Source organism: Jiangella anatolica (assembly GCF_003236295.1).
In the GTDB taxonomy this organism is placed as follows: domain Bacteria; phylum Actinomycetota; class Actinomycetes; order Jiangellales; family Jiangellaceae; genus Jiangella; species Jiangella anatolica.
In genome coordinates this window covers 1-21411 of record NZ_POTW01000094.1, presented here as the reverse complement: position 1 = coordinate 21411, position 21411 = coordinate 1, and the positions used below count along the sequence as shown (strand labels likewise).

The window sequence follows — 21411 nt, the reverse complement described above, 5'->3', positions numbered from 1 at the left end:
ATGGGGCAGGCTGGTAGTCGCAGTCTCACACCGGAGTGGGGCGCGGCACACGTCGCTCTCAGGCTGCTCACAGGTTCGCCGTGCTGTTCTGACGTTGCTCTTCCACACACGCTTGGAGTCTTCGGTGGCGACATTCCTCTACCGGCTCGGCCGGTTCGCGTTCCGGCGCCGTGGCTTGGTGCTGGCCATCTGGCTGGGCCTCGTGGCGATCTTCGGGGTGGGCGCCTCGACGCTGTCCGGGCCCACGTCCGACTCGTTCTCCATCCCCGGCACCGAGTCCCAGGAGGCGTTCGACCTCCTCGAGGAGCGCTTCCCCGGCGGCAACACGGACGGCGTGCAAGCGCGGGTCGTGTTCGCCGCGCCCGAGGGTGAGACCCTGACCGACCCGGCGAACCAGGCCATCGTCGAGGACGTCCTGGCCGAGGTGACGGCAGCCCCGCAAGTCGCCGACGTGCCCGACCCGTTCGAGTCCGGGACGGTGTCCGAGGACGGCACGATCGCGTTCTCGCAGGTCACCTACGCCGTCCCGTTCGAGGAGCTGACCGACGAGGCGCGCGAGGGGCTCACTGCCGCCGCTGACGTGGGCCGCGACGCCGGCCTGACGGTCGAGCTGGGCGGCGACGCGGCCATGAGCGAGGAGGAGCCGCCGGCCACCGAGTTCATCGGCATCGCCGTCGCGGCCGTGGTGCTGATCATCACGTTCGGTTCGCTCATCGCCGCCGGACTGCCGCTGCTCACCGCGGTCCTCGGCATCGTCATCGGCATGTCCGCCATCACCGCGGCCAGCGGCTTCATCGACATCGGGTCCACCACGCCGATCCTGGCGCTCATGCTCGGCCTGGCCGTCGGCATCGACTACGCGCTGTTCATCGTCTCGCGGTACCGCCACGAGCTGGCCGTCGGCCGGGAACCCGAGGAGGCGGCCGGTCGCGCCGTCGGCACCGCCGGGTCCGCGGTCGTGTTCGCCGGCCTCACCGTCATGATCGCGCTGGCGGGCCTGTTCATCGTCAACATCCCGATGCTGACGCAGATGGGCCTGGCCGCCGCGCTCACCGTCGGCGTCGCCGTGATCATCGCGCTCAGCCTGCTGCCGGCGCTGCTCGGCTTCGCCAAGCATCGGGTCATGGGCGGCAAGATCCCGGGCCTGCGCCGCATCAAGGAGCGGACCGACGACGACCGGCCCACGCTGAGCCGTCGCTGGGTGACGATGGTGACGCGGCGGCCCGTCGCCGTGCTCACGGTCGCCGTCGTCGCGATGCTGGCCCTCGCCGCGCCGCTGCTCGACCTGCGGCTCGGCCTGCCCGACGAGGGCAGCTCGGCGCCCGACACCACGCAGCGCAAGGCCTACGACCTCACCGTCGAGGGCTTTGGCGCCGGCTTCAACGGCCCGCTCACGATCGTCGTCGACGGTGTCGACAGCCCCGACCCGCAGGCCGCCGCCGACACCGTCGCCGGCTCGCTGCAGGGCATGGACGGCGTCGTCAACGTGTCGCCGCCGATGCCCAACGAGGCCGGCGACACGTGGATCATCAACGTCGTGCCCGAGTTCGGCCCGGGCAGTTCCGAGACCGAGGAACTCGTCGGCGACATCCGCGATCAGCTCGGCCCGGTCGGCGAGGAGGCCGGCGCGGAGGTGGCGGTCACCGGCAGCACGGCCATCAACATCGACTTCTCCGAGCGGATGAGCGACGCGCTGCTGCCGTACCTGGCGCTCGTGGTCGGGCTCTCGTTCGTGCTCCTGATGCTGGTGTTCCGGTCGGTGCTGGTGCCGCTGAAGGCCGCACTGGGCTTCCTGCTCACCATGGGCGCGACGTTCGGCGCGATGGTCGCGGTGTTCCAGTGGGGCTGGTTCAACAGCCTGCTGGGCATCGAGCAGACCGGCCCGATCATCAGTATGCTGCCGATCTTCATCATCGGCACGGTGTTCGGCCTGGCCATGGACTACCAGGTGTTCCTGGTGACCCGGATGCGCGAGGAGCACGTCCACGGCGCGGCGCCGACGGAGTCGGTGGTCATCGGCTTCCAGCACGGCGCCCGCGTCGTCACCGCCGCGGCACTGATCATGATGAGCGTGTTCGCCGCGTTCATCTTCGGCGGCGACGACGTCATCATGCAGATCGGCCTCGCGCTGACGGTGGCGGTCGCGTTCGACGCGTTCGTCGTCAGGATGACGATCGTCCCGGCGGTCATGACGCTGCTCGGAGCGCGGGCCTGGTTCCTGCCGCGCTGGCTGGACCGGCTGCTGCCCAACGTCGACGTCGAGGGCGAGAAGCTGGCCCGGCAGCTGCGCGACGAGCCCGAGCCGGCGCCGGAACCGGAGCCGGCGCAACGCTAGACCCCCCGGTGAAAGAGGACGGGCGGCCGGACGGAGAGGTCCCGGCCGCCCGTCCGCCTGTCCGGCGCCGGGATGCAACTTTTCTCAGTCGGCAGTTTTGCTGACTCTGCAAATTTTCGCTAAGGTCGTTGCCATGACAGTAGAAGTGGGCCTGCGCGAGCGCAAGAAGGCGGCCACCCGCGCCGCGCTCGCCGCGGCCGCCAACCGGCTCGCCGTCGAGCTGGGGGTGGAGCACGTCACCGTCGAGGCCATCGCCGCGGCGGCGGACGTGTCGCCCCGGACATTCCACAACTACTTCTCCAGCCGCGAGGAGGCCATCGTCGCCTCCATCATCGACTGGGCCGAGCGGCTCACCGACGAGCTCGAGAAGCGACCGGCCGACGAGCCCATGTGGGACAGCCTGCAGCACGTGTTCCTCGACTCCGTCGACGAGAGCGCCGACGGCCACGCCCGCCTGATTCGCCAGCTCGAGATGATCAAGGCGAACCCCGCGGTCATTGCCAGCCAGCTCTCCGCCCTCGACACCATGCGCCGCCGGTTCGCCGAGACGATCGCGGCCCGCACCGGCACCGACGCGAGCCGCGACCTCTACCCGCACCTCATCGCCGGCGCCGCCGGCCACGCGGTCAAGACCGCTATGGACCTCTGGGCGCTGGGCCAGCACGACCGACTGCTGCGCGACCTGGTTGCCGAAGCGTTCGCGCTCGTCAGGGCCGGTCTCCCGGAGCCCGGCCGGTCCTGACCGGCGGCCCGGCGACGTCGGCCGCCAGCTCGGCGCCCAGGTCGCGCGGGCGGACCCGGCGGGGGAGCGCGAACAGCGCGGCGAGGACGACGGCCAGGATGCCGGCCGCGCACCACAGCGTGACGCCGAACGCCCGGGCCGCGTTGTAGGCGTTGGCCCGCTCGGCCGCACGCGCGACCACGTCGCGCACCTCGTCCGGTCCGGCCGCCGCGTCCGATCGGCAACTGGCCGGCGGCTCGGTGGGATCGACGGCCGCGGACCAGTCCCGGACGCACGCGGCCAGCCCGGCGACGATGCCGTCCCGTTCGGCCGCCGGAACGCCCGCCGCGGCGAGCTCGTCCTGCAGAGCGGGCGTGACCTCGGCGACCCCGTGACCGGAGTGGTCGTCGATCTGCCCGAAGTAGAGGACGCCGGCCAGCGCCACCCCGAACGCCATGCCGACCTGGGTCGTCGTGTTCAGCAGCCCCGACGCGGAGCCCGCCGCGCGTACCGGCACGCCGGTGAGCACGAGGTCGATCATCGGCGCGACGATCAGGCCGAACCCGACGCCGGCGACGACCAGCGGCGCGATCATGTGCCAGGGCTCGACGTCCGGGCCGCGGCCGGCGATCACCCACGCGTACGCCCCGAACCCCGCCCCGTTGAGCAGCGCGCCCGCCATCAGCACGCGCCGGCCGAACCGCGGGGTGAGGACCTGCACCGACAGCCCCGCCGCCGCCATCGCGCCCAGCGCGAACGACACCGCCGTCAGGCCGGCGCGCAACGCCGGCCAGCCCAGCCCCACCTGCAGGTAGAGCGTCCACACCAGGAAGAACCCGCCGAGCGCGATCCAGAAGATCAGCCAGGCCAGCATGCCGGCAGTGAAGCCGCGGCGCCGGAACAGCTCGAGGTCCACCAGCGGCGATCCCGCCGTCCTCGTCCGCCACCGCTCGTAGCCGGCGAACACCGCGAGCAGTGCGACGCCGCCGGCGAGCACCAGGAACGTCCAGGGCGGCCAGCCGAGCCGGCGGCCCTCGGTGAGCGGATAGACCAGCATCAGCACCGCCGTCACGGCCAGCACGACGCCGGGCAGGTCCAGCCGGGGCGCGGCCGGCGACCTCGACTCCGGGACGACGAACCAGGCCACGACCAGCGCCGCGACGCCGACAGGGATGTTGACCAGGAAGATCGGGCGCCAGCCCAGTCCGAGCAGGTCCGCCTCCACGAGCAGGCCGCCGAAGATCAGCCCGGCCGCCGACGCGGACCCCATCACACCGCCCCACAGCCCGAACGCCTTCGCGCGCTCCGCGGGCGGGAACGTGACATGGATGGTCGCGAGGATCTGCGGCACCATCAGGCCGGCGACGGCGCCCTGGAGGAACCGCGCGGCGACGAGCGTCGCCGGTCCGGTGGCCAGGCCGCACAGCGCGGACGCCACGGTGAAGCCGGCCACGCCGACGAGGAACATCCGCTTGCGTCCGGCGATGTCGCCCAGGCGCCCGCCGGTGATCAGCGTCGCCGCGAACCCGAGGACGTACGCGGCGACGATCCACTCCAGCTCGGCGTAGCCGGCGCCGAGGTCGCGCTGGATGCTGGGGAGCGCGACGTTGACGATGGTCACGTCGAGCAGGTCCATGAAACCGGCGGTCAGGACGACCGCCAGCGCCAGCCAGCGGCGTCGATCGGGGGCCTGCGGGTGGTCGGCGGCCGTCATGGTTCGCGCTCCTCGTCACATCGGGGCCGGTTCACCGGTCACTGTGTTGACAGGACGCGACGAGGGAACGTGACCGATGAACGATGACGACTGGCTGGCCGGACGGTTCGAGGATCACCGGCCGCGGCTGCGCGCCGTGGCGTACCGGCTGCTCGGCTCGCTCGGTGACGCCGACGACGCCGTCCAGGAGGCCTGGGTCCGGGTCAGCCGGGCCGGCGCCGACGACGTCGAGAACCTCGGCGGCTGGCTCACCACCGTGGTCTCGCGGGTGAGCCTGAACATGCTGCAGTCCCGGCTGACCCGCCGCGAGGAGCCGCTGGACACCCAGCTGCCGGACGTGATCGTGAGCCGCGACAGCCGGGTCGACCCCGAGGACGAGGCGTTGCTGAGCGACTCCGTCGGCGTCGCGCTACAGGTGGTGCTGGAGACGCTGGCGCCGGCCGAGCGGCTGGCGTTCGTCCTGCACGACCTGTTCGGCGTGCCGTTCGAGGACATCGCCCCGATCGTCGGCCGCTCGCCGGTCGCCGCCCGGCAGCTGGCCAGCCGGGCCCGGCGGCGGGTGCGGGGCGTCGAGCCGGAGCCCGGCGCCGACCCGGCGAAGCAGCGGGCGATCGTGGACGCGTTCCTCGCCGCGTCGCGCACGGGCGACTTCGAGGCACTGCTCGCCGTGCTCGACCCCGACGTCGTCGTGCGGGCGGACTTCGGCGGTCCCGCGTCCCGGACGGTGCGCGGGGCGCGCACCGTGGCCGAGCAGGCGGCCAGCTTCGGCCGGCTCGACCCGTACCCCCGGCGCGTGCTGGTGAACGGCGCGCCGGGCCTGCTCGTCGCGCCGGGCGGGCGCCCGTTCGCCGTGCTGGCGTTCACCGTCCGGCGGGACCGGATCGTCGAGATCGACATCCTCGGCGACCAGGACCGGCTACGGCGACTGCTCTGACGGCGCGAGGCTGACGGCGTAGTGGCAGGCCACCTGGGTGGCGGTCCCGCCGGCGAGGACGCCCGGATCCGTGCCACGGCAGGCGTCGTCGACACCGGCGGCAGCCGCGGCGCTCGACGCGAGCACGGGGCAGCGCAGGTGGAACCGGCAGCCGGACGGGATCCGGGTCGGGTCGGGCGGCTCGCCCTGCAGCACGACGGGGGATCCGGGCGCCTCCGGCAGGACCGACAGCAGCGCCTGCGTGTACGGGTGCTCCGGCGCGGTGAGGATCTTCTCCACCGGCCCGGTCTCGACGATCCGGCCCAGGTACATGACCGCGACCCGGTCGGCGATGTTCCACGCCAGCCCGAGGTCGTGCGTGACGACGAGCGCGGCCAGCCCGAGGTCGTCGCGCAGCCGCAGCAGCAGCGCCAGGATCTCGCCCCGGACCGACGCGTCCAGCGACGCGACCGGCTCGTCGGCGACGATGACGTTCGGCTCCAGCACCAGCGCGCCGGCGATGACGACGCGCTGGCGCTGCCCGCCCGACAGCTCGTGCGGGAAGCGCAGGAAGAACCGCTCCGGCGGCCGCAGCCCGGCGCGCGACAGCGCGTCGGCGACGCGTTCCCGCTCGTCCGGGACGTCGCCGTGGATGCGCAGCCCTTCGGCGACCGCGTCGTAGACGGTGTGCCGCGGGTTGAGCGACCCGCTCGGGTCCTGCAGGACGAGCTGCACGTCGCGGCGGAAACGCTTCAGCGCCTTCGACGTGTACGCCAGGGGAGCGCCGCGGTGCAGCACCCGGCCCGACGTCGGCCGCTCCAGCCCCAGCAGCGTGCGCGCCAGCGTCGTCTTCCCGCAGCCGGACTCGCCGACCAGCGCGACGATCTCGCCCGGCGCGATGTCGAGGTTGACGCCGTCGACGGCGCGCGCCCGGCCGCCGCCGCGCCGGGCCTCGAACTCGACGTGGACGTCCTCGGCGGACAGGATCGGTGCGCTCTGAATCGACTCGCTCACGCGGACTCCTTCGCCGCCGGAACGAGGCTGAGACCGTCGTCGGGGAGGACGCGCACGCAGGCGGCGCGGGCGCCCTCGCCGGACCCGGCCGGCCAGAGCGACGGGTCGACGGCGTCGCAGTGGTCCAGGCGCACGGCGCAGCGCGGGTGGAACGCGCAGCCCGGCGGCAGTTCGGCCGGGTCGGGCGGGTCGCCGGCCAGCCCTTGCGGCCGTCGCCGCGACGCCGGGTCGCCGATCCGCGGGAACGCCGCGGCCAGCGCCTGGCCGTACGGGTGCCGGGCGGCGCCGAACACGGCGGCGGCCGGGCCCTCCTCGACGATCCGGCCGGCGTACATGACGGCCAGCCGGTCGCAGGTGTCGGCGAGCACGGACAGGTCGTGGCTGATCATCAGCAGGCTGATGCCCTGCTCGGCGACCAGCGACTCGATCAGCGTGAGGATCTGTGCCTGGATCATCACGTCCAGCGCGGTCGTCGGCTCGTCGGCGACGATCAGCTTCGGGTCGCAGGCCAGCGCCATCGCGATCATCACCCGCTGCCGCTGCCCGCCGGACAGCTCGTGCGGGTAGGCGTCGGCGCGCCGGGCCGGCAGCCCCACGTGCTCCAGCAGTTCACCGGCGCGCTTTCGCGCCGCGGCCTCGCCGGCGCGGCTGTGCAGCCGGATCGGCTCGGCGATCTGGGCGCCGATCCGCTGGACGGCATTGAGCGAGTGCATGGCGCCCTGGAAGACGATCGACGCGCCGGCCCAGCGGACCGCGCGCAGCCGGCCCCATGACATGGTCAGCAGGTCCTCACCGTCGAACCGTATTTCACCGGTGAGGCGGGCGGTCTTCGGCAGCAACCGCAGCAGCGCCAGCGCCATCGTCGACTTGCCGCAGCCGGACTCTCCGGCCAGGCCGAGCTTCTGGCCCGCGTCGAGCGCGAAGGACACGCCGCGGACGGCCGGAACGTCGCCACCGGCGGTGCGGTAGGTGACGGTGAGGTCCGACACCTCGAGCAGGGCCATCAGCGCTCCCTCAGCTTGGGGTTCAGCACACCCTCGATGGCCCGGCCGACCAGCGTGAACGCGAGCACGACCAGCACGATCGCGATGCCGGGCGGCAGGATGTACCACCACATCCGGGAGCTGACGGCGCCGACGTCGCGGGCCGCCTGAATCGTCGCACCCCAGGACGCCGTCGTCGGGTCGCCGAGGCCCAGGAAGGCGAACGTCGACTCCGTCAGGATCGCCGACCCGACCATCAGCGTCGTCTGCGCCAGCACGATCGGCATGACGTTGGGCAGCACGTGGTTGGACATGACGTGCAGGTGGCCGCCGCCCAGCGCACGGGCCCGCTCGATGTACGGCCGCGCCTCGACGGCGAGCGTCTGCGCGCGCACCAGGCGGGCCGTCGTCGGCCAGGACGTCACGCCGATCGCGACGATGATCGTCGTCAGGCTGCGGCCCAGGACCGCGGCCAGCGCGACGCCCAGCACCAGCGAGGGCATGACGAGGAACCAGTCGGTCACCCGCATCAGCAGGCTCGACCCCCAGCCGCCGAAGTGCCCGGCCAGGATCCCGAACAGCGTGCCGAACGCGATCGAGATGAACGTCGCCCAGAACCCGACCGTCAGCGAGACCCGCGACCCCCAGATGATCAGGTCGATCATCGAGCGGCCGGACCGGTCGGTGCCGAGGAGGAAGTCCGCGCTCGGGCCCTGCAGCGGCGACCCCGGCGGCCGGGTGACGCTGAGCGCGTTGTCCGCCGTCAGCACCGGCGCCAGCAGCGCCGTCAGCACGAACAGTGCCAGCACGACCAGCCCGAACACGCCGGCCCGGTTCTGCCGGTACTGCGACCAGAACCGTGCCGCGGTCCGCCGGCGTCGCGCCCACACCAGCCCGTTCACGGCCGTACCCGCGGGTCGAGGACGGGGTAGAGCAGGTCGGCCACCAGGTTCATGAGGATCACCGCCGCGGAGAACAGGATGAACAGCCCCTGCACGAGCGGCAGGTCCGGCACGCTGAGGCCGGAGTAGAACAGCTGGCCCAGGCCCGGCCAGGAGAAGATCGTTTCGACCAGCACCGCCCCGAACACGACGAAGCCGAGATTGACGAAGATGAGCGTGACGGTGGGCAGCAGCGCGTTCGGCACGGCGTGCCGGCGCCGCACGATCACGTCGCGCAGCCCCTTCGCCCGCGCGGTCACGATGTAGTCGCTGCCCATCTCGTCCAGCAGCGACGAGCGCATGATCATCAGGTACTGCGCGTACACGACGGCGACCAGCGTGACCAGCGGCAGCACCATGTGGTGTGCGACGTCGGGGATGCGTTCCCAGCCCTCGACGCCGGTGCTCTCCATGCCGCTGGTCGGGAACCAGCCGAGGCCGGAGGCGAAGATCACGATGAGGATCAGGCCCAGCCAGAAGCTCGGCACCGACCACAATGTCAGCGCGACGCCGGTGTTGACACGGTCGCCGAGGCTGCCGTGGTTCCAGGCGCCGCGCACGCCGAGCCACAGGCCGAGCGCCGCGGACACGATCACGCTGGTGCCGACCAGCAGCACCGTCGGCCAGATCCGGTCGCCGATGAGGTCGGTGACCGGCCGGTTGTACTGGAACGACTCACCGAGGTCGAACCGCAGTACGCCCGTCAGGTAGGTCCAGAACTGCTCGGCCAGTGACTTGTCCAGGCCGAAGTCGCGGCGCAGCTGCTCCTGCTGCTCGATGCTGACCGGGCGGCCGTGCGTCATCGTCCGCACCGGGTCGCCCGGGATGATGCGGAACAGGAAGAAGCTGGTCAGGATGACGGCGAACAGCGAGACCAGCGAACCGCCCAGCTTCTCCCCGTAGTACCGGAGCCTGCGGACGCCGGACCGGTCCCGCACGCTCTGCGCGAGCTGCGGGACCGGCGCGGTCGGCAGTGCCGAATCAGCCATCTGACTCCTACTCGCGGTCGTCGGCGGTGGCGCCGCGACGCCGCAGCAGCAGGACGGCCAGCCCGAGGACCACCACGGCAGCGGCGACGATGCCGACGATCAGGCCGGTGTTCGAGCCGCCGTCATCGCTGCTGCCGTCGTCGCCCGAGCCGGCCGCCGCATCGTCCTCCTCGCCGACGGGAACCGCGGACCACCAGCTCCAGTAGCCGTCCTGGCCGTAGTAGTTGCCGCCCGGGTCCGGCTGCGGGGTCATCGAGGCGATGACGTCGCTGCGGTAGGCCTCCAACTGGTCGGCATAGCCCCAGACCACGAAGATGTTGTCCTCGTAGAGCGTTTGCTGCATCTCCTTGACGATCTCCGCCCGGGCGTCGGGGTCGAGCTCGGACAGCTGCTCGGCGTAGAGCTGGTCGTAGGCGTCGTTGCAGTAGTACGCGTCGGAGAGATACGGCCCGCCGAGCTCCGTCGGGAGCCCGCTGCACAGGTTGATCGACAGGATGTAGGTCGGGTCCGGGTTGACGTTCCAGCCGGTCGTGAGGATGTCGTAGGTGCCCTCGTCGAGCAGCGAGCCGACCTCGGACACCGGCTCGACGCGCAGCTCCATGCCGGCCTCGCGGGCCCACTCGGCCATCATCTCGGCGGCCTGGACGTACTGCGGGTTGTCGCCGTGCACGTTGAACCGGAACGACAGCGCCCGTCCGTCCGGGCCGACGCGGATGCCGTCGCCGCCCGGCGCGTACCCGGCCTCGTCGAGCAGCCGGTTCGCCTCGTCGATGTCGAACCCGATCTCCTCGTCGCCGGACGGCTCCCAGTGGAAGGTGTCGTAGCGCGACGGGATGTAGCCGCCGTTGGCCTCGCCGAGGCCGCCGTACGCGACCTCGTAGATGGCGTCGCGGTCGATGGTGCGCACCAGCGCCTCGCGGACGACGGGGTCCTGCAGCGCCGGGTGGCCGTCGCCGAACGGGGTGCCGTCCTGCAGCCTGGCGCCGGGGTTCAGCGTGATCGCCTGGAACCGCTTGCCCTGCGCGGCGCTGACGGTGATGTTCTCCTCGTTCTGCAGCGCCTGGTACTGCGCCGGCGTCAGGCCGAAGACGAAATCGACCTCGCCGGTGCGCAACGCCTCCACCTGCGCGTCCGAGTCGTCGATGTAGCGCAGGATCAGCTGGTCGAACTTGGGCTCGCCGCGCCAGTAGTCCGGGTTGGCCTCCAGCGTGATCGCCACGTTCGGCTGGTAGTCGGTGAGGATGAACGGCCCGCTGCCGACGATCGGGAAGTCGGTGTCGTTGTTGAACGTGCCGAAGTCGTCGACCTGCGACCAGATGTGCTCCGGCAGGATCGGCACGTCCAGCGCCAGCATGGTGACCTGCGGCTCGTTGAGGACGATCTCGACGGTGTGCTCGTCGGTGGCGGTCACGGAGGCGAAGTTCTCGACGAAGTTGCCGTTCGCCTCGGCGGCGGCCGGGTCGGTCATCATCGTGTTGAACGTCCAGGCGACGTCCTCGGCGGTGACCGGCTCGCCGTCGGTCCAGGTCGCGTCCTCGCGGATGTGGTAGGTCCAGGTGAGCCCGTCGTCGGACGTGTCCCAGGACTCCGCCAGTGCCGGGATCGTCTCACCGGTCTTCGGGTCATAGTTGGTGAGGAAGTCGTACATCCAGCGGCCGATGTTGGTCGTGAGCAGCCGCACCGCGATGAACGGGCTCAGCGAGTCGACCTCCTGCGACACGGCGATCGTCAGCGACGTGGGCTCCGCGTCGTCGGTGCTCGCGTTCGCGGGCAGCCCCGCTGCGGCCAGGCCGGACACGCCCAGCGCGGCGGCTGCCACGCCGGCGGCGAACCGGGCCGTCAGGGAACGGCGTGAGCGCGGCGTCCGGTGCGCTCGGGCGCGGGGAACGGATGTCGCCATGGGGTACCTCGCATTCGACACGCGCGCAGGCCGCGCCAGGGATCTGTTGGCCGGTTGGTCTACCACTGGACTAGACCTACCGTCAATGGTCTGGACCTGTCGTGCCGGCGAACCTCCAGCGGCCTTTGCGGGATCGAGACCGATCGGCAGATCTTCCGGTATCGCCCGTAACATCCAGGACATTCAACGGCGTCGCGCGGAAACGACTGGAAACGGTGACGTCCGGCCTGTGGCGCCCATCCTGGGGACGGGCCGCGGACGCGGTCACCGTGCTCTCAGGTTCGCGGGGGAGAATGGGCGCATGCCAAGCGTCCGCGACGTCGTCATCCTCGGCTCGACCGGGTCGGTGGGCACCCAGGCCATCGACGTGGCTCGACGTAACCCGGACCGGTTGCGGATCACCGGGCTGGCGGCCGGCGGGTCCGACCCGGGGCAGCTCGCGGCGCAGGCGCTGGAGCTGGGCGTCGACTCCGTCGCCGTCGCGAAGGCGGGCGCGGCCGAGGACCTGTTGCTGGCGTTCTACGCCGAGGCGAGCAAGCGCGGCTACGAGTCCGGGCAGTACCGGGTGCCCAAGGTGCTGGCCGGCCCGGACGCGGCCGCCGAGCTGGCCGCCACCCAGCCGGCCGACGTCGTGCTGAACGCGATCACCGGGTCGATCGGGCTGGGCCCGACGCTGGCCGCGCTCGACAGCGGCCGGACGCTGGCGCTGGCGAACAAGGAGTCGCTCATCGCCGGCGGGCCGCTGGTCAAGGCCCGGGCGAAGAAGGACCAGATCGTACCCGTCGACAGCGAGCACAGCGCGCTGGCCCAGTGCCTGCGGTCCGGCAGCGAGCAGGAGGTCCGCAAACTGGTCCTGACGGCGAGCGGCGGCCCGTTCCGCGGCCGGTCCCGGGAGGAACAGGAAGACGTCACACCGGAGCAGGCGCTCGCGCACCCGACGTGGAACATGGGCCCGGTCGTCACCATCAACTCGGCCAACCTGGTCAACAAGGGCCTGGAGCTGATCGAGGCGCACCTGCTGTTCGACGTCGCCTTCGAGGCCATCGAGGTGGTCGTGCACCCGCAGTCGATCGTCCACTCGATGGTCGAGTTCGTCGACGGGTCAACGATCGCGCAGGCCAGCCCGCCGGACATGCGCATCCCGATCGCGGTGGCGCTGGGCTGGCCGGACCGCGTCCCCGACGCCGCGCCGCCCTGCGACTGGACGAAGGCGTCGACCTGGGAGTTCGAGCCCCTGGACAACGAGGCGTTCCCTGCCGTCGAGCTGGCCAGGGCGGCCGGCCTGAGGGGCGGCCTGGCCCCGGCCGTCTACAACGCCGCGAACGAGGAGTGCCTGGCGGCGTTCGTCGCCGGCCGGCTCCCGTTCGTGGGCATCGTGGACGCCATCGCCCGTATCCTTGACGAGTACGGTGGTGGTGACGCACGGAGCGTCGACGACGTGGCGGCCGTGGAGCACTGGGCCAGGGCCCGGGCGCGCGAGCTCGCCGGATCGGAAGAGGAACGCTGATGGACCTGCTGGCCGTCGTCGGCATCCTGCTGTTCGCGGCCGGGCTGATCGTCTCGATCGCGCTGCACGAGATCGGCCACCTGGTGCCGGCGAAGCTGTTCGGCGTCAAGGTCAGCCAGTACATGATCGGCTTCGGCCGGACCGTCTGGTCGCGCAGGCGCGGCGAGACCGAGTACGGCGTCAAGGCGATCCCGCTGGGCGGCTTCGTCCGCATGATCGGCATGTTCCCGCCCGAGCCCGGCGGCGACGGCAGCACGCTGCGCCAGTCCAGCACGGGCCTGTTCCAGACGATGGCCCGCGACGCCCGCACCGCCTCGCGCGAGGAGATCGGCCCCGGCGACGAGGACCGCGTCTTCTACCGCAAGGCGTGGTGGAAGAAGCTCATCATCATGCTCGGCGGGCCGGCGATGAACATCGTGCTGGCGATCGTCCTGGCCGGCGGCGTGCTGATGACGTTCGGCAACCCCGACAAGCCGGTGTTCGCGCCGGTCGTCAGCGTCGTGAACGAGTGCGTCATCCCGGCGTCGGAGAACCGCACCGAGTGCACCGACACCGACCCCGCGGCGCCCGCCGCCGCGGCCGGCCTGCTGCCCGGCGACCGCGTCCTCGAGATCGAGGGCACGACGATGACCAGCTGGACGCAGGTCTCTGACGCCATCCAGGCGGCCGGCCCCGGCCCGATGCCGATGGTCATCGAGCGCGACGGCGAGCCCATGAACGTCACGCCCGTGCTCCGGCTGGCCGAGCGGCCCGACCCGGACGGCCCCGAGGGCGCCACCATCGAGACCAGCTTCCTCGGCATCGCGCCGACGCTGGACCACTTCGAGCAGGAGGACATCGGCGGCACGCTGGCCTGGACCGGCGGCTTCATCAGCAACACCGCCGAGGCGATGTCGCGGATCCCGCAGCGGATGGTCGACGTGTGGGACGCGGCGTTCGGCGGCGCCGAGCGCAACCCGGAGACGCCGGTCAGCATCGTCGGCGCTGGGCGCATCGGCGGCGAGATCGCGTCCGCCGACGGGCTCACCACCGGCCAGCGGGTGGCCACGTTCATCATGATGCTGGCCTCGTTCAACATGGCCATCGCGATCTTCAACCTCGTGCCGCTGCTGCCGCTGGACGGCGGGCACGCCGCCGGCGCGATCTGGGAGGCGATCAAGCGCGCCTTCGCGAAGGTGTTCCGCCGGCCCGAGCCGCAGCCGGTCGACGTCGCCAAGGCGCTGCCGCTGGCCTACGGCGTCGCCGTCGTGCTGATCGGGATGAGCGCGCTGCTGATCTACGCCGACCTCGTCAACCCCGTCCGGCTATTGGGCTAGGAGAGAGAACCACATGAACGTCGCCCTCGGGATGCCGCAACTGCCGCCGCCGGTGCTCGCGCCGCGGCGGAAGTCGCGCACGATCCGCGTCGGGAAGGTCGAGGTCGGCGGCGACGCGCCCATCAGCGTCCAGTCGATGACGACGACCCCGACGGTCGACGTCAACGCCACCCTGCAGCAGATCGCCGAGCTGACGGCGGCCGGCTGCGACATCGTCCGGGTCGCCGTCCCGAGCGCCGACGACGCCGAGGCGCTGCCCGCGATCGCGAGGAAGTCGCAGATCCCGGTCATCGCCGACATCCACTTCCAGCCGAAGTACGTCTTCGCCGCCATCGACGCCGGCTGCGCCGCGGTCCGCGTCAACCCCGGCAACATCAAGAAGTTCGACGACAAGGTCGGCGAGATCGCCAAGGCGGCCAAGGACGCCGGCATCTCGCTGCGCATCGGCGTCAACGCCGGGTCGCTGGACCCGCGGCTGCTGGAGAAGCACGGCAAGGCGACCCCGGAGGCGCTGGTCGAGTCCGCGGTCTGGGAGGCGTCGCTGTTCGAGGAGCACGACTTCCACGACTTCAAGATCTCGGTCAAGCACAACGACCCGGTCGTGATGGTCCGCGCCTACGAGCTGCTGGCCGAGCGCGGCGACTGGCCGCTGCACCTCGGCGTGACGGAGGCCGGCCCGGCGTTCCAGGGCACCATCAAGTCCGCGACGGCGTTCGGCGCGCTGCTCAGCAAGGGCATCGGCGACACGATCCGGGTCTCGCTGTCCGCGCCGCCGGTCGAGGAGGTGAAGGTCGGCAACCAGATCCTGCAGTCGCTGAACCTGCGCCCGCGCAAGCTGGAGATCGTGTCCTGCCCGTCCTGCGGCCGCGCCCAGGTCGACGTCTACACGCTCGCCGACCGCGTCACCGCCGGCCTGGAGGGCATGGAGGTGCCGCTGCGGGTCGCCGTCATGGGCTGCGTGGTGAACGGTCCCGGTGAGGCGCGGGAGGCCGATCTGGGCGTAGCATCCGGCAACGGCAAGGGGCAGATCTTCGTCAAGGGCGAGGTGGTGAAGACGGTGCCCGAGTCCGAGATCGTCGAGACGCTGATCGAGGAGGCCATGCGGATCGCCGAGACCATGGAGGACGCCGGTGGCGACGGCGGGCCGGTGGTCACCGTCGCCTGACCGCGGCGTCTCGGGGGAGCTTCGGGGGAGGAGGGGCGACGTGATCGGTACGTCGACGGCGGTGCGGCCGCTGAGCCAGGCGGACCTGGACGACACCGTCGCGCTGCTGGACCGCGACCCCTGCCTCGACGTGTTCGTCGGCGCCCGCGTGCACGCGTCCGGGCTGGCCCCGACCCGCCTGGCCGGTGAGCTGTGGGGCTACTACGAGGAGAACCGGCTGCGGTCGCTGTGCTACTCCGGCGCGAACCTGGTGCCGGTCGCCGCGACCGCCCGGGCCGCGCGCACGTTCGCCGACCTGGCCGTCCGCCGCGGCCGCCGCTGCTCGTCCATCGTCGGGCCGGCCGACGCGGTGCTGTCGATGTGGGACCTGCTGCGCCCGGAGTGGGGGCCGGCCCGCGAGGTGCGCGCCTGCCAGCCGGTGATGGCGCTGGCGAGCGCGCCCGCCGTCGCGCCCGATCCGCTGGTCCGCCGGGTCCGGCCGGACGAGATCGACGTGCTGCTGCCGGCCGCGATCGCGATGTTCACCGAGGAGGTCGGCGTCTCGCCGACCGCCACCGACGGCGGCGCGTACTACAAGGCGCGGCTCACCGAGCTGGTCCGGGCCGGTCGCGCGTTCGCCCGGTTCGAGGACGGCGAGATCGTCTTCAAGGCCGAGATCGGCGCCGTCACGCCGCACGCCTGCCAGGTGCAGGGCGTGTGGGTGCGGCCGGAGCGACGCGGCGAGCGGCTGTCCGTCGGCGGCATGGCCGCGGTCGTCGAGCACGCGCTGCGCGAGATCGCCCCGGCCGTCACGCTCTACGTCAACGACTTCAACGTCGCCGCCCGCGGCGCCTATCGCCGGGTCGGTTTCACCGAGGTCGGCCGTTTCGCCACCGTGATGTTCTGACCGCGGGCACACTTGACCGCGATGAGCCGCCGCCTGACCGCCCTCGCCGCTGCCGCCGTTGCCGGCCTGCTCGCCGTCGCCGGGTGCGGTGGCGACGACGAGCCCGGCGCGGCCCCGCCCAGCACCCCGTCCACGCCGACGACGGCCCCGTCGCCGGAGCCGACACCCACGCCGACGCCGGAGCCGCGGACGTTCACGCTGGTCGCGACCGGCGACGTGCTGCTGCACGAGCGGCTGTGGACACAGGCCCGCAACGACGCCGGGCCGGGCGAGGAGATGGACTTCGCACCGCAGCTGGCGAACATCGCGCCGGTCGTGCAGGGCGCCGGCCTGGCCGTCTGTCACCTGGAGACGCCGCTGGCGCCGACCGGTGGCCCGTACGAGGGCTACCCGACGTTCTCCGGCCCGCCGCAGGTCGCCACCGCGCTGGCCGAGACCGGCTACGACGCCTGCACCACCGCGTCCAACCACACCTACGACCAGGGCGCCAAGGGCGTCGACCGGACGCTGGAGGCGCTCGACGCCGCCGGCCTGGCGCACGCGGGCTCGGCGCGGACGCCCGCGGAGTCGCAGGTCATCACGCACGTCCAGGTCGAGAGCGCGGGCGGCCCCGTGGACGTCGCGCTGCTCTCGTACACGTTCGGTTTCAACGGCATCCCGGCGCCGGACGGTGAGACCTGGCGGGGCAACGAGATCGACCCGGACCGGATCCTGGCCGACGCCGCCACCGCCCGCGCCGAGGGCGCCGAGGTCGTCGTCGCCGCGCTGCACTGGGGCGACGAGTACGTGCACGAGCCGAACGCGCTGCAGTCCGAGCTGGCGCCGCAGCTGATCGCGTCGCCGGACATCGACCTGCTGCTCGGCCACCACGCGCACGTCGTCCAGCCGATCGAGAACATCGGCGGCGAGTGGGTCGTGTACGGGATGGGCAACCTGATGGCCAACCACGCCGAGCCGGAGGGGCCGAAGGCGGAGGGCCTGCTCACCCGGTTCACCTTCACCGAGTCCGCCGGCGGCGCGGGAACGTTCGCCGTCACGGACGCCGAGTTCCTGCCGCTGTACCAGACCTACCAGCCGCCGGTCGAGGTGCTCGACGTCCCCGCCGCGCTGGCCAGCGGCGACACCGGGACGGCGACGGCGGCGCGGCTGCAGGAGGCGCTGGAGCGCACCACGCAGGTCGTGCAGAGCCGCGGTGGCGCCGCCGCCGGGCTGACCATGCTGGAATCCCCGTGACCGCCCGCTGAGCGGCCGGTTATCCTCGTCCTTTCGTGGCCCGACGCCCCTGGAGAACCCCGTGATCCTGCGCATGTCGACGTTGTTCCTGCGAACCCTGCGCGAGGATCCGGTCGACGCGGAGGTGCCGAGCCACAAACTGCTGGTCCGCGCCGGGTACGTGCGCCGCGCCGCGCCGGGCATCTACTCGTGGCTGCCGCTGGGCTACACGGTGCTGCGCAACGTCGAGGCGATCGTGCGCGAGGAGATGAACGCGATCGGCGCGCAGGAGGTGCACTTCCCGGCGCTGCTGCCGCGCGAGCCCTACGAGGCGACGAACCGCTGGGAGGAGTACGGCGACAACCTCTTCCGGCTCAAGGACCGCAAGGGCGGCGACTACCTGCTCGGGCCGACCCACGAGGAGATGTTCACGCTGCTGGTGAAGGACCTGTACTCGTCGTACAAGGACCTCCCGCTGGCGCTGTACCAGATCCAGACCAAGTACCGCGACGAGGCCCGGCCGCGCGCCGGCATCCTGCGCGGCCGCGAGTTCGTCATGAAGGACTCCTACACGTTCGACGTCTCCGACGAGGCGTTCATGACGTCCTACCTGGCGCACCGCGCCGCCTACATCAAGATCTTCGACCGGCTCGGCCTCGACTACGTCATCGTCAAGGCGACGTCGGGCGCGATGGGCGGCTCGGCCAGCGAGGAGTTCCTGGCCACGGCCGAGAACGGCGAGGACACCTACGTCCGCTCGCCCGGCGGCTACGCGGCCAACGTCGAGGCCGTGACGACCCCCGTCCCGCCGCCGCTGCCCTACGACGACGAGCCCGCGGCGCACGCCGAGGACACCCCGGACACGCCGACCATCGAGACGCTCGTCGCGCACCTGAACGAGCGGTTCCCGCGCGCGGACCGGCCCTGGCACGCGTCGGACACGCTGAAGAACGTGCTGGTCATCCTGCATCACCCGGACGGCACCCGGGAGCCGCTGGCCGTCGGCGTCCCCGGCGACCGCGAGGTGGACGAGAAGCGGCTGCAGGCGCAGGTCGAGCCGGCCGAGCTGGAGCCGTTCACCGAGGCCGACTTCGCCGCGCACCCGGCGCTCGTCCGCGGCTACATCGGGCCGGGCGTGCTGGGGGAGAAGAACGCGTCCGGCATCCGCTACCTCGTCGATCCGCGCGTCGTCGAGGGCACCCGCTGGGTCACCGGCGCGAACACGCCCGGCCAGCACGTCATCGACCTCGTCGCCGGGCGCGACTTCACCGCCGACGGCACCATCGAGGCCGCCGAGGTGCGCGCCGGCGACCCCGCGCCCGACGGCTCCGGCCCGCTGGAGACCGCCCGCGGCATCGAGATGGGGCACATCTTCCAGCTCGGCCGCAAGTACTCCGAGGCACTCGGCCTGCAGGTGCTGGACGAGAACGGCAAGCTGGTCACCGTCACGATGGGCTCCTACGGGGTCGGCGTGTCGCGCGCCGTCGCCGCCATCGTCGAGAACTCTCACGACGACGCCGGCATCGTCTGGCCGCGCGAGGTCGCGCCGGCCGACGTGCACATCGTCGCCACCGGGAAGGACGACGCGGTCTTCGAGGCGGCGTCCTCGCTGGCGGACGAGCTGGACGCGGCCGGGGTGCGGGTGCTGTTCGACGACCGCCGCGGCGTCAGCCCCGGGGTGAAGTTCAAGGACTCCGAGCTGATCGGCGTGCCGACGATCGTCGTGGTGGGCCGCGGCCTGGCCGACGGCGTCGTCGAGGTGAAGGACCGGGCCACCGGCGAGCGCGAGGAGGTCGCCGTCGGCGCCGCCGTCGACCGGCTGCGGGAGATCGTCGCAGAATAGGGGCATGAGCCTCGGCCAGTACCCGACCGGCGCCGCGCATCCGGCGCTGGCCGGGGACGTCGCCGGGTACTGCGGGTACGTCGAGCACTCGGCGGTCCCGGTGCGACGGCGTGAGCTGCCCGGCCCGCGGGTGCCGGTCATCGTCAGCTTCGGCGCGACGCTGTCGGTGCGCTCAGCGGGGATCGCCGGTGAGCTGACGTCGTTCGTCGCCGGGTTCCACGACAGCGCCGCCGTCACCGAGTTCGTCGGCGCGCAGGCCGGCCTGCAGGTGGACCTGACGCCGCTGGGCGCGCACCGGCTGCTCGACCTGGCCGGCGACGACCTGCGCGACGGGTCGCTGCGACTGGCCGACGTGGTGGGCTCGTCGGCGGCCGACGAGCTGGCGTCGCGCCTGGTCGAAGCGCCGGACTGGGCCGCCCGGTTCGCGCTGGCCGACGCGTTCCTGCTGCGTCGGCTGGCGGCCGCGCGGGTGGTGGACCCTGAGGTCGGCTGGGTCTGGGACCGGCTGCGGCGGTCCGGCGGACGGCTGCGGATCGACGGCCTGGCCCGCGAGGTCGGCTGGAGCCGGCGGCACCTGGCCGGTCGGTTCCGCCGGGCGGTGGGCCTCGGTCCGAAGGAGGCGGCGCGGGTGCTGCGGTTCGCCCGGGCGGTGCGGCTACTGGACGCGTCGCCGTCGCCGTCGCTCAGCGATGTGGCTGCCGACGCGGGCTACGCCGACCACAGCCACCTGGTGCGCGAGTTCCACGCGCTGGCCGGCTGCACGCCGTCCCAGCTGGTGGCGGAACGGCGCGGTATGTCGGCGGTTCCCGTATGATCCCGCTCATGCATCGGACGTTCCCGATCACCCCGCCCCCCGCTTTCTAGCGGGGCGCGTTCTCAGCGCGCCGGTCGCCCCTTCTGTGCTGGGTGGCCGGCTTCTTCGCGCACTCCTGCGTGTCCCGCTCCCGCGCCTTTACCTCTTCCAGTCGCAGGAGCTCATCCGTGGAACACACTCGTACGCTCGCGCCATCCTCGGCGCGCACCGACCTGTTGTCCGTCATGGGCGCCGGAGTCCTCTGGGGCACCGGCGGCCTCACCGGGGCGCTGCTCATCGACCGCACCGGCATCGACGTGCTCGGCGTGGCCTCGTTCCGGCTGCTGGTCGGCGGCGGGCTGGTCGTCGCCTGGCTGCTGGCCAGCGGCCGGCTGCACCGGCTGCGCCCGTCCGGCCGCAGCGTCCGCCGGCTGCTGACGCTCGGCGCGCTGGCCGCGCTGTATCAGAGCTGCTACTTCGCGGCCGTCCAGCTCACCTCCGTCAGCCTCGCCACGCTGGTCACCCTCGGCGCGTCGCCCGTCCTCGTCGTCGCCGCCGAGAGCGTCGCCGGCCGGCGCCGTCCGGACCGGCGCATCCTGCTCGCCATCGCGACGGCCATCGCCGGGCTGGCGCTGCTGGTGGGCGCACCGGCCACGGGCGACCCGGCGGCGGTGCTGGCCGGGATGGCCTGTGCCCTCGCCTCGGCGTCGGGCTTCGCCGCCATCACCATGCTCGGCGCCCGCCCCGTCGACGACCTCGGCCCGCTGCCGACGGCCGGCCTGTCGTTCGCCGCGGGTGGCCTGCTGTTGCTCCCGGTCGCGGTGCTGACCGGCGACATGGCCGTCGCTCCCGACGCCTCGACGCTGGGGCTGCTGCTCTATCTGGGGCTGGCGCCGACGGCGCTCGCGTACGGGCTGTACTTCACCGGCCTGCGGTCGGTCGCGACCGGGTCGGCGGCGCTGATGTCGCTGCTGGAGCCGCTGACGGCGGCCGTGCTCGGCGCGATCGTCCTGGACGAGCGGCTGGGGCTCGCCGGTCTGGCCGGCGCCGTTCTGATCGGGTCCGCTGTGGTGATGACGGCGACGGGGCGGCGCCGATTCCCATGATCATCAACCTTTTGGGGTGCTATGACGCCGCAAAAGGTTGATGATCATGGACGAGGCGGGGGTGGGCTTGGAG

General features: G+C 72.4%; 17 protein-coding genes. 11 read left to right on the top strand and 6 right to left on the bottom strand.

Features of this window, described 5'->3' with window-relative positions; translation table 11 throughout:
- Positions 1-124 precede the first annotated feature (124 nt).
- On the top strand, positions 125-2335 hold the full coding sequence (locus C1I92_RS26970; RefSeq protein ID WP_111257725.1) for an MMPL family transporter: 2211 nt from the start codon (positions 125-127) through the stop codon (positions 2333-2335).
- Between the two features lie 133 nt (positions 2336-2468).
- Complete coding sequence (locus tag C1I92_RS26965) at positions 2469-3077, top strand: acyl-CoA-like ligand-binding transcription factor (RefSeq protein ID WP_111257724.1); 609 nt, start codon at positions 2469-2471, stop codon at positions 3075-3077.
- Here C1I92_RS26965 and C1I92_RS26960 read toward each other — a convergent pair.
- Positions 3043-4770, bottom strand: a complete 1728-nt coding sequence (locus C1I92_RS26960; protein ID WP_111257723.1) for an MFS transporter — start codon at positions 4768-4770, stop codon at positions 3043-3045. The two genes, C1I92_RS26965 and C1I92_RS26960, sit on opposite strands and share 35 nt — an antisense overlap.
- A gap of 76 nt (positions 4771-4846) precedes the next feature.
- On the opposite strand from C1I92_RS26960, the gene C1I92_RS26955 reads away from it, so the two are divergent.
- On the top strand, positions 4847-5704 hold the full coding sequence (locus C1I92_RS26955) for a sigma-70 family RNA polymerase sigma factor (protein ID WP_111257722.1): 858 nt from the start codon (positions 4847-4849) through the stop codon (positions 5702-5704).
- Here the strand turns inward: C1I92_RS26955 and C1I92_RS26950 are convergent.
- Genes C1I92_RS26950 through C1I92_RS26930 form a run of 5 tightly spaced genes read right to left on the bottom strand, consistent with a single transcriptional unit; the run spans position 5687 to position 11510 of the window.
- On the bottom strand, positions 5687-6697 hold the full coding sequence (locus C1I92_RS26950; protein WP_111257721.1) for an ABC transporter ATP-binding protein: 1011 nt from the start codon (positions 6695-6697) through the stop codon (positions 5687-5689). The two genes, C1I92_RS26955 and C1I92_RS26950, sit on opposite strands and share 18 nt — an antisense overlap.
- Positions 6694-7701 carry an ABC transporter ATP-binding protein gene (locus C1I92_RS26945; protein ID WP_111257720.1) on the bottom strand — a complete coding sequence of 336 codons (1008 nt, stop codon included), beginning with the start codon at positions 7699-7701 and terminating at the stop codon, positions 6694-6696. The genes C1I92_RS26950 and C1I92_RS26945 overlap by 4 nt, the downstream gene beginning before the upstream one ends.
- Entirely contained in the window at positions 7701-8582 is an 882-nt protein-coding gene (locus tag C1I92_RS26940) for an ABC transporter permease (protein WP_111257719.1), read from the bottom strand. The genes C1I92_RS26945 and C1I92_RS26940 overlap by 1 nt, the downstream gene beginning before the upstream one ends.
- Entirely contained in the window at positions 8579-9610 is a 1032-nt protein-coding gene (locus C1I92_RS26935; RefSeq protein ID WP_111257718.1) for an ABC transporter permease, read from the bottom strand. The genes C1I92_RS26940 and C1I92_RS26935 overlap by 4 nt, the downstream gene beginning before the upstream one ends.
- A gap of 7 nt (positions 9611-9617) precedes the next feature.
- Positions 9618-11510: an ABC transporter substrate-binding protein gene (locus tag C1I92_RS26930; RefSeq protein ID WP_111257717.1), complete on the bottom strand. Its 1893-nt coding sequence runs from the start codon at positions 11508-11510 to the stop codon at positions 9618-9620.
- Positions 11511-11811: 301 nt separating this feature from the next.
- Here C1I92_RS26930 and dxr point away from each other — a divergent pair, with 301 nt between their 5' ends.
- The 8 genes from dxr (at position 11812) to C1I92_RS26885 (ending at position 21338) form a co-directional block, all read left to right on the top strand.
- Entirely contained in the window at positions 11812-13017 is a 1206-nt protein-coding gene (dxr, locus tag C1I92_RS26925) for a 1-deoxy-D-xylulose-5-phosphate reductoisomerase (protein WP_111257716.1), read from the top strand.
- Positions 13017-14333 (top strand): M50 family metallopeptidase, encoded by a 1317-nt coding sequence (locus C1I92_RS26920; protein ID WP_111257715.1) that lies wholly within the window; start codon positions 13017-13019, stop codon positions 14331-14333. The genes dxr and C1I92_RS26920 overlap by 1 nt, the downstream gene beginning before the upstream one ends.
- 13 nt (positions 14334-14346) lie before the next feature.
- Entirely contained in the window at positions 14347-15498 is a 1152-nt protein-coding gene (gene ispG, locus C1I92_RS26915) for a flavodoxin-dependent (E)-4-hydroxy-3-methylbut-2-enyl-diphosphate synthase (RefSeq protein ID WP_111257714.1), read from the top strand.
- 43 nt (positions 15499-15541) lie between these two features.
- Positions 15542-16384 carry a GNAT family N-acetyltransferase gene (locus C1I92_RS26910; RefSeq protein WP_111257731.1) on the top strand — a complete coding sequence of 281 codons (843 nt, stop codon included), beginning with the start codon at positions 15542-15544 and terminating at the stop codon, positions 16382-16384.
- Positions 16385-16405: 21 nt separating this feature from the next.
- Positions 16406-17617, top strand: a complete 1212-nt coding sequence (locus C1I92_RS26905) for a CapA family protein (RefSeq protein ID WP_111257713.1) — start codon at positions 16406-16408, stop codon at positions 17615-17617.
- Between the two features lie 61 nt (positions 17618-17678).
- Positions 17679-19439 carry a proline--tRNA ligase gene (locus tag C1I92_RS26900; protein ID WP_111257712.1) on the top strand — a complete coding sequence of 587 codons (1761 nt, stop codon included), beginning with the start codon at positions 17679-17681 and terminating at the stop codon, positions 19437-19439.
- A gap of 4 nt (positions 19440-19443) precedes the next feature.
- Positions 19444-20253 (top strand): AraC family transcriptional regulator, encoded by an 810-nt coding sequence (locus C1I92_RS26895; protein ID WP_111257711.1) that lies wholly within the window; start codon positions 19444-19446, stop codon positions 20251-20253.
- 167 nt (positions 20254-20420) lie between these two features.
- Positions 20421-21338, top strand: coding sequence for a DMT family transporter (locus tag C1I92_RS26885; protein WP_199521634.1), 918 nt, complete (start codon positions 20421-20423; stop codon positions 21336-21338).
- Positions 21339-21411 lie beyond the last annotated feature (73 nt).

Coding starts and splice junctions, on each gene's coding strand:
- ispG (WP_111257714.1), top strand. CDS start 14,347: ATGAACGTCGCCCTCGGGATGCCGCAACTGCCGCCGCCGGTGCTCGCG.
- C1I92_RS26960 (WP_111257723.1), bottom strand. CDS start 4,770: ATGACGGCCGCCGACCACCCGCAGGCCCCCGATCGACGCCGCTGGCTG.
- C1I92_RS26935 (WP_111257718.1), bottom strand. CDS start 9,610: ATGGCTGATTCGGCACTGCCGACCGCGCCGGTCCCGCAGCTCGCGCAG.
- C1I92_RS26895 (WP_111257711.1), top strand. CDS start 19,444: ATGAGCCTCGGCCAGTACCCGACCGGCGCCGCGCATCCGGCGCTGGCC.
- C1I92_RS26955 (WP_111257722.1), top strand. CDS start 4,847: ATGAACGATGACGACTGGCTGGCCGGACGGTTCGAGGATCACCGGCCG.
- C1I92_RS26930 (WP_111257717.1), bottom strand. CDS start 11,510: ATGGCGACATCCGTTCCCCGCGCCCGAGCGCACCGGACGCCGCGCTCA.
- C1I92_RS26920 (WP_111257715.1), top strand. CDS start 13,017: ATGGACCTGCTGGCCGTCGTCGGCATCCTGCTGTTCGCGGCCGGGCTG.
- C1I92_RS26965 (WP_111257724.1), top strand. CDS start 2,469: ATGACAGTAGAAGTGGGCCTGCGCGAGCGCAAGAAGGCGGCCACCCGC.
- dxr (WP_111257716.1), top strand. CDS start 11,812: ATGCCAAGCGTCCGCGACGTCGTCATCCTCGGCTCGACCGGGTCGGTG.
- C1I92_RS26945 (WP_111257720.1), bottom strand. CDS start 7,701: ATGGCCCTGCTCGAGGTGTCGGACCTCACCGTCACCTACCGCACCGCC.
- C1I92_RS26905 (WP_111257713.1), top strand. CDS start 16,406: ATGAGCCGCCGCCTGACCGCCCTCGCCGCTGCCGCCGTTGCCGGCCTG.